This window comes from Paracraurococcus ruber (assembly GCF_004353985.1).
In the GTDB taxonomy this organism is placed as follows: domain Bacteria; phylum Pseudomonadota; class Alphaproteobacteria; order Acetobacterales; family Acetobacteraceae; genus Paracraurococcus; species Paracraurococcus ruber.
The window spans coordinates 1-6,913 of the sequence record NZ_SMOA01000272.1; the positions used below are offsets into that span (position 1 = coordinate 1).

Genomic DNA, 6,913 nt, shown 5'->3' on the forward strand with positions numbered 1-6,913 from the left:
AAGGCCTGCAGCGCCGTCTCACCCTCGCCATCCTCGGCCAGGATGTCCACCAGGCCCATGGCGTGCATCGCCTCCGCCGTGTGGATCTCGCCCGAAAGGATCAGCGCCTCGGCGGCGGCGCTCGGGCCATTGGCGCCCTATGCGATCGGGCCGATCGCGCTGCTGTCTGGCATGGTCACGGGCAGCAATGTCGGGTCGAACGCCGCGCTGATGCCAGTGCAGGCGGCGCTGGGCGCGGCGGCCGGCCTGCCGGCGGCGGTGGCGCCGGCCATCCAGAATTTCGCCGGCGCGGCGGGGGTGGCGCTCTCGGTCGGCGTCACCGCCATGCTCTGCGGCCTGCTGGCGGATGGCACGCGGCCGGCGGCGCTGTGGCGGCTGCTCTGGCCCTGGGGGGTGCTGGTGCTGGGCCTGGGCTGGGCGGCGGTGCCGCTGCTGGGCGCGCTGCCGTAGCGGCCGGCGGGCCCGAAGCCGGTTGCCGCCGCGCCGCGCGGCCGCAACGGCCGCTGGCGCGACTCGCCGCGGCGCGCTGTGATCGGCGGATGATCCCGCCCCTGCTCCGCTGATGGTCGAGACCGTCGGCACCGGCGCCCCGCCCGCCACCGCGCCCGGCCCCTGGACGAAGGCGGAGAAGCACCTCCGCCGCGACCCCGTGCTGCGCAAGGTCGTCCGCCGCATCGGCCCCTGCACCCTGTCGGCGGTGGAGCGCGAGCCCTACGAGGCCCTGGTCCGCGCCATCGCCCACCAGCAGGTGCATGGCCGCGCCGCCGAGGCGATCCTCGGCCGCTTCCTCGCGCAGCATCCCGGCCACGCCTTCCCGCCGCCCCAGGCGGTGCTGGCGATGGCGCCGGAGGCGATGCGGGCCTGCGGCTTCTCCCAGTCCAAGGTCGCCGCCATCCGCGACATCGCGGAGAAGGCGGCGGGCGGCCTGGTGCCGCCGCGCGCGCAATGCGAACGGCTGTCCGACGCCGAGCTGATCGAGCGCCTGGTGGCGATCCGCGGCGTCGGCCGCTGGACGGTGGAGATGCTGCTGATCTTCACCCTGGGCCGGCCGGATGTGCTGCCGGTGGACGATTTCGGCGTGCGGGAGGGCTGGAAGGTCGCCGCCAGCCTCGACGCCCAGCCGAAGCCGAAGGAGCTGGCGGCGATCGGCGAGGCCTGGGCGCCATGGCGCAGCATCGCCGCCTGGTATCTCTGGCGCGCCGCCGACGCCGCCAAGCGCAGCGCCTTCAAGCCGCAATAGCCGGGGTGGCGGGGTATGGCCCGCGCGCCCGATCGAAGGCGCCAGCCGCGTCCGGCTCCCGAGCCGGGAGCGGCGCCGCGCGGCGCACCGCGATCCGGCCCGCAGCGGCGTGCATGCCACGCCGGACGCCACCCGCCACGGCTCCGGGAGGGCCGGGCGCCTGCATGCCGCGGGCCGGGCGCGGCCAGCCGCCATCCGCGCCGGCGCGCTTGACTCCCGCCGGCCCGCCACCGATCACCGGTCCGCGAGCAGGGGCGCGGGGCGGATGGCGGACCCGGACTGGAGCGAGGTGCGGATCGGGGCGCGGGCGGATGCCGCCTTCGCCGCCGCGCGCGCCGGCGACCCCGCCCCGCTGCAGGCCCTGCTGCACGGCCTGCTGGAGGCGCTGCAGGTCGACCTGCTGGACCGCCTGATGCCCGAGGCCCTGCCGCTGCTGACCGCCGCCGCCCCTTCCCTGCCGGCGGAGCGCTGGGAGGCGCTGTGGTGGGACGCCACGCGCTGGTGCGCGGCGGATGCGGTGCTTCACCCCTTCCTCGACCGGGTGGAGGCGCTGTTCGGCGCGCATGGCCTCTGGCGCGCCATGGCGGACGCCACCCGGCGGCGGCTGGAATTCGGCCGTGCCCTGGCGGCGCGCGGGCTGGACCGCGTGCCGCTGCTCTCGCTCGGCACCGACTGCATGGCCTTCGACCTGCCGCAGCGCTTCCGCTTCGGCCTGCGGCAGGGCGGCCGGCCGCTGTTTTCCCCCTTCGCCCTCGGCGCGCATCGGCCGGAGGTGGTGCTGCGCGCGCTGGAGGCGGGTTGGGAGGGCTACGCCCCGGCGGAGGCGCTGATGCTCCTCCGCTCCGCCCAGGGCGTGCCGATGGTGGCGCGGCGCGACGGCTGGGCGGTGTGGAACCATCATTGCGGGGAGCATTGGGCGGAGGACGGCTTCGCCCGCTTCCGCGCCAGCATCGCCAGCCTGGCGGCGCGCTTCGACACCGCGCTGGCCGGCAGCGACGCGCCCATCGCCGTGTTCGTCGTCAGCAGCCAGCACCCCTTCGTCCCGGAGCGGGAGGGGCCGCTGCTGGCGCGCATGCTGCGGGCGCTGGAACGGCGCGGCGGCCCGGTCCCGCACCTGGTCGCGCTGCACACCCCGCGGGAGCCGGGACCGCTCGCCGCGGCGCCGGAGGGCTGGCGGGTCGAGGACCGCTTCGCCGCCTTCGAGCTGCCGATCCCCCGCCCCAACTATGTCTGGTGGCACGACCAGCACCACGCCCTGCCCGATGGTCTGGAATTCGAGCTGCGCATCGCCGGCTGGCTGGCCGATGCCATCGCCGGCTGGCAGGCGCGCCACGCCGCCGCCGCCGCATGATGCGCTTCGGCTTCGAGGCGGCGGCGCCCGAGGCGCCGGCGCTGGCCTTCGCCGATGCGGCGGGGACGCGGCGCTGGACGCAGCGCGCGCTCTGGTCCGCCGCGGCGACGGAGGCCGCGCGGATCGCCGCGCGGACGGCGCCGGGCGACCTCGTCCTCATCGTCTCCCGCACCCGGCCGGAGGCGATGGCGCTCTTCCTCGGGGCCATGCTGGCGGGCCGGCCGCCCGCCTTCTTCCCGCCGCGCAGCCCGCGCACCGACCCCGCCTATTTCGCCCGGCAGCAGACCGAGGCGATCCGCCGGATCGCGCCCGCCCTGGTCGCGGCGACGGAGGCGGAGACGCGCGACGGGCTGCTCGCCCTCTCGCCCGAGCTGGCGCCGCGGCTGCTGGAGGACGCGCCGGCGCCGGAGGCCGACTGGCAGGCAGCGCGGGCGCAATTCGCCGCCCGGCTGCGCGGCGCGGCGCATGGCGGCATCCCGCTCTTCCTGCAGCACTCCTCCGGCACCACCGGCATCAAGAAGGCCTGCGCCATCACCGCGCCGGCGCTGGTCGCGCATTTCGACGCATACTGGCGGCAGGTGGTGCGGGCCCGGCTGGCGCCGGACGCGCGGGTGGCGAGCTGGCTGCCGCTCTACCACGACCTCGGCCTCGTCATGGCCTTCCTGATGCCGCTGCTGAATGCGGCGCCCATCGCCTGCCTCGACCCCTTCGACTGGGTGGCGCGGCCGCAGGGCCTGCCGGATCTGATCGAGGCGGAGCGCGCCACGCTCTGCTGGATGCCGAATTTCGCCTTCCGCCACCATGTCCGGCTGCAGCCCTTCCTGGCGCGGCGCGACCTGTCCTCCATGCAGGCCTGGATCAGCGCGTCGGAGACCTGCCATGCCCGCGACGCCGAGGATTTCGAGGCCGCCTATGCCGCCTGGGGCGTGCGGCCGGGGACGGTGACGGCGCTCTACGGCATGGCGGAGACGGTCTGCGCCATGACGCAGTCGCTGCCCGGGCGGCGCCGCGCGCTGGCGGCGCCGCGCGACGTCGCCCCCGGCGCGGTGCTGGGGCGGGAGAGGCTGGCCACCGACCTCGCCGCCGCCGCGGCGGCCTGGCCGGGGGCGCGGCTGATCCTCTCCTCCGGCCGGCCGGTGCCCGGCACCCGCCTCGCGGTGTATCGCGACGGCGCGCCGCAGCCGGAAGGCATCTATGGCGAGATCGGCGTGCGCAGCGCCAGCTTCGTCGGCCATGCCGGCGCCGCGCGGCTGCCCGATGGCGGCTTCCCGACCGGCGACCTGGGCGTGATCCTGGATGGCGAGGCCTTCGTGCTCGGCCGGCTGAAGGAGGTGATCATCGTCGCCGGCCGCAACCTGCATGCCGGCGACGTGGAGGCGGTGGCCGGCGCGGTGCCCGGCGCCAAGCCGGGCCGCATCGTCGCCTTCGGCGTCGAGAATGCCGCGACCGGCACCGAGGACCTGGTCATCGTCGCCGAGCGCGACGCGGCGGCGGGGGTGACGCCGGATGCGCTGCGCGCCGCCATCGCCCGCGCGGTGACGGCGGAGTTCCTCGTCTCGGCGCAGGCGGTGCGGGTGGTGGAGGAGCGGTGGCTGGTGAAGAGCACGGCGGGCAAGATCGCGCGCGAGGCCAACCGGCGGAAATACCTGGCGGAGCAGGCGGCGTGACGGCGGCGGCCTTCACCCTGGACGAGCTGGCGGCGATCGCCGCGCGGGTGATCGGGGTGCGGGCGCTCGCGCTCTCCCCCGGCATGGCGGCGGGCGAGGTGCCGGGCTGGGATTCGCTGAACCACACGCTGATCATGCTGGAGGTGGCGAATGCCCGCGGCATCGCGCTGGGCGCCGAGGAGACGGCGGTGCTGCCGGATTTCGCCGCGGTGGTCGCGCTGGTGAATGCGCGGCTGGGCCCGCCGCCCGGCTGACCCGCGCCGCTGGCGGCGCGCCCGCCAAGGGCCGTACCCCCTGGCGGGCGCGCCCGGCCAGGGCGCCAGCCCACGGCCGCCGGGATCGGGTCGCCGGGATCAGGCCGCCGGTTGCGCGGCGTGTTCCAGCAGCGGCCAGGCGCGCTCGCGGAACCCGAAGAACCCCTTGGTCGCCAGCGGCCAGCTTGCCTCGTCCCAGTCCCGCCGCAGCGGGTGCAGCGCGATGCCGCGCCCGCGCAACTCGCGGCCGATCCCGGCCAACGCCGAGGCGGTCCAGCCCACCGGCGCCCAGGGCGTCACCACCGCCTTGCAGCCGGTGCCCTCGGCCCAGGCCGCGACATCCTCCGGCGCCAGGGCCTCGGCCGGGGCGGCGAAATGCCGCCCGGCCCGCGCCAGCCCATCCGCCAGCGCGGCTCGGGCGAAGGCGGCGACGCCGGGCGCCACCGGCAGGGGCGAGCGCCGCTCCGGCACCGCGAAGCCCGCCACCGCCACCACCTCCGCCCGGCCGAGATCGAGGCTTTCGGGATGCAGGTCGTCCTCGTGCAGCAGCAGGGCGACGCGGCCGGCGGGCGCGGCACCGGCCGGCGGCAGCGGCCCCGGCGGCTGCGCATGCGGCTCGACGACCGGGTCAGGGTCCTCGGCCAGCGCGCCGGCCGGGTCGAAGCGGCCATCGGTGTAGCGGGCGATGTTGGCGGCGCGGGCGACATAGTGCTTGCCGGGCGTCTGGCTGCCCAGCACCCAGCGCCAGGACAGCGTGTTGGACGCCGCGTCGCCGTCCAGCAGGTGGCGCAGGAAGAGATCGGCGCCCAGCACCCAGGGCAGGCGCAGCGTGAAGATCCAGATGCTGGCGAACCACATGCGGGCGTGGTTGTGGAGGTAGCCCGTCTCCGCCAGGTCCCGCGCCCAGGCGTCGAAGCAGTCGATGCCGGTCTCGCCGCGCGCCGCCGCCGCATGGGCACGGCGCAGCCCGGATTGGGCGGGCAGCGCCGCCGCCGCCTGCGCCACCCGCCGCGCATAGGCGTCCCATTCCGCCGGGCGGAGTTCCAGCCAGCCCTTCCAGTAGCTGCGCCAGAGCACCTCCTGGACGAATTTCCCCGCCGCCTCCTCCCCCTGCGCGGCACGGGCGGCGGCGATACATTCGGATTCCAGCAGCAGGCGGTGCCGGATATAGGGCGACAGGCCGGAGACGGCGCTGCGCCGATCCGGCCCGGGATCATGGTTCCGCCCCTCCGCATAGGGGCGCCCGCTGCGGGGCGCGAAATCCGCGAGGCGCGCGAGGCCGGCGGCGCGGGTGGGCTCCGGGGAGAATCGCATGGACGGGGATGTGGCGGCCCATGCTGCGGCGGCAAGCCGGGCGGCGCCCGATGCCGCGCCCGGACGGGGCCGGCTGCGGCGGCGGACGCTGCTGCGGGCTGCCGGCGGGCTGGCGGTGGCCGGGCTCGCGCTCGGCGGCTATGCCTTCGGCTGGGAACCCGGCCTGGCGCTGCGGGTGGTGCGGCACCGGGTGGCGCCGGCGCGCTGGCCGGCCGGGCTGCGGCTGTCCATCGCCCTGATCGCCGACCCGCATTGCGGCGCGCCGCACACCCCCCTGCCCCGGCTGGCGCGGGCCGTCGCGCTGGCCAATGCGCAGGCGCCGGATCTGGTCGTGCTGCTGGGCGACTACCTCGCCGACCATCGCTTCGTCAGCGACCGCCCAAGCTTCCCGGCGGTGGCGGCGGTGCTGGCGGGGCTGCGCGCGCCGCTCGGCGTGCATGCCATCCTCGGCAACCATGACTGGTGGGAGGATGCGGCGGCGCGCGACGGCGCCAAGCCGCTGCCCGCCGCGGCGGAGGCCTTCGCCGCCGCCGGCCTGCCCGTGCTGCACAACCAGGTGCGGCGGCTGGAGCATCGCGGCCAGCCGCTCTGGCTCGGCGGCCTCGGCAGCCAGTGGGCGCATCGGCGCAGCCGCCTCCGCCGCGGCGGCGCCGACGACCTGCCGGCCGTGCTGGCGGCGATGCAGGGCGATGCGCCGGCCATCCTGCTGGCGCATGAGCCGGACATCTTCCCGAGCGTGCCGGACCGCGTCGCGCTCACGCTCTCGGGCCACACCCATGGCGGGCAGGTGCGGCTGGCCGGCTGGTCGCCGGTGGTGCCCAGCCGCTACGGCAACCGCTACGCCTACGGGCCGGTGACGGAAGGCGGGCGGGCGCTGGTGGTCTCCGGCGGGATCGGCCAGTCCATGGTCCCGGTGCGCTTCGGCATGCCGCCGGAGGTCACGGTGGTGGAACTGGGCGGGGCGTAGCGGGGCGCGTCCGGCGGAGGCCGACCGGCCGGTCGATGCGCCGGGCCGATCCGGCGCGGGGGCGCGCCGGCCGATGCGGGCCCGGCCGCGGCGTCATCGCCCGGGCACCCGCTGCGACCG

The 6,913-nt window shown here is 77.0% G+C and carries 7 protein-coding genes; 6 read left to right on the forward strand and 1 reads right to left on the reverse strand.

Features of this window, described 5'->3' with window-relative positions; translation table 11 throughout:
• From E2C05_RS33420 to E2C05_RS26680, 5 genes are all read left to right on the forward strand, one after another.
• On the forward strand, window positions 1-450 hold a 450-nt coding region (locus E2C05_RS33420; protein WP_205083110.1), incomplete at its 5' end, for a hypothetical protein.
• A gap of 112 nt (window positions 451-562) precedes the next feature.
• Entirely contained in the window at window positions 563-1,240 is a 678-nt protein-coding gene (locus E2C05_RS26665; RefSeq protein WP_133222690.1) for a DNA-3-methyladenine glycosylase family protein, read from the forward strand.
• A gap of 265 nt (window positions 1,241-1,505) precedes the next feature.
• A complete protein-coding gene (locus E2C05_RS26670) occupies window positions 1,506-2,591 on the forward strand; it encodes a hypothetical protein (protein ID WP_133222691.1) in 1,086 nt (361 codons plus the stop codon).
• Window positions 2,588-4,258: an AMP-binding protein gene (locus E2C05_RS26675; protein ID WP_133222692.1), complete on the forward strand. Its 1,671-nt coding sequence runs from the start codon at window positions 2,588-2,590 to the stop codon at window positions 4,256-4,258. Before E2C05_RS26670 ends, E2C05_RS26675 begins: the two co-directional genes overlap by 4 nt.
• On the forward strand, window positions 4,255-4,512 hold the full coding sequence (locus E2C05_RS26680) for an acyl carrier protein (protein WP_133222693.1): 258 nt from the start codon (window positions 4,255-4,257) through the stop codon (window positions 4,510-4,512). Before E2C05_RS26675 ends, E2C05_RS26680 begins: the two co-directional genes overlap by 4 nt.
• A gap of 99 nt (window positions 4,513-4,611) precedes the next feature.
• Here the strand turns inward: E2C05_RS26680 and E2C05_RS26685 are convergent, their stop codons facing one another.
• Window positions 4,612-5,826 (reverse strand): FAD-binding domain-containing protein, encoded by a 1,215-nt coding sequence (locus E2C05_RS26685; RefSeq protein ID WP_133222694.1) that lies wholly within the window; start codon window positions 5,824-5,826, stop codon window positions 4,612-4,614.
• On the opposite strand from E2C05_RS26685, the gene E2C05_RS26690 reads away from it, so the two are divergent.
• Complete coding sequence (locus E2C05_RS26690) at window positions 5,825-6,793, forward strand: metallophosphoesterase (RefSeq protein ID WP_133222695.1); 969 nt, start codon at window positions 5,825-5,827, stop codon at window positions 6,791-6,793. The two genes, E2C05_RS26685 and E2C05_RS26690, sit on opposite strands and share 2 nt — an antisense overlap.
• Window positions 6,794-6,913: the final 120 nt, after the last annotated feature.

What these genes read in the sequence shown, in the direction of transcription:
- E2C05_RS26665 (WP_133222690.1), top strand. Translation starts at nt 563, where the DNA reads ATGGTCGAGACCGTCGGCACCGGCGCCCCGCCCGCCACCGCGCCCGGC.
- E2C05_RS26685 (WP_133222694.1), bottom strand. Translation starts at nt 5,826, where the DNA reads ATGCGATTCTCCCCGGAGCCCACCCGCGCCGCCGGCCTCGCGCGCCTC.
- E2C05_RS26690 (WP_133222695.1), top strand. Translation starts at nt 5,825, where the DNA reads ATGGACGGGGATGTGGCGGCCCATGCTGCGGCGGCAAGCCGGGCGGCG.
- E2C05_RS26670 (WP_133222691.1), top strand. Translation starts at nt 1,506, where the DNA reads ATGGCGGACCCGGACTGGAGCGAGGTGCGGATCGGGGCGCGGGCGGAT.
- E2C05_RS26675 (WP_133222692.1), top strand. Translation starts at nt 2,588, where the DNA reads ATGATGCGCTTCGGCTTCGAGGCGGCGGCGCCCGAGGCGCCGGCGCTG.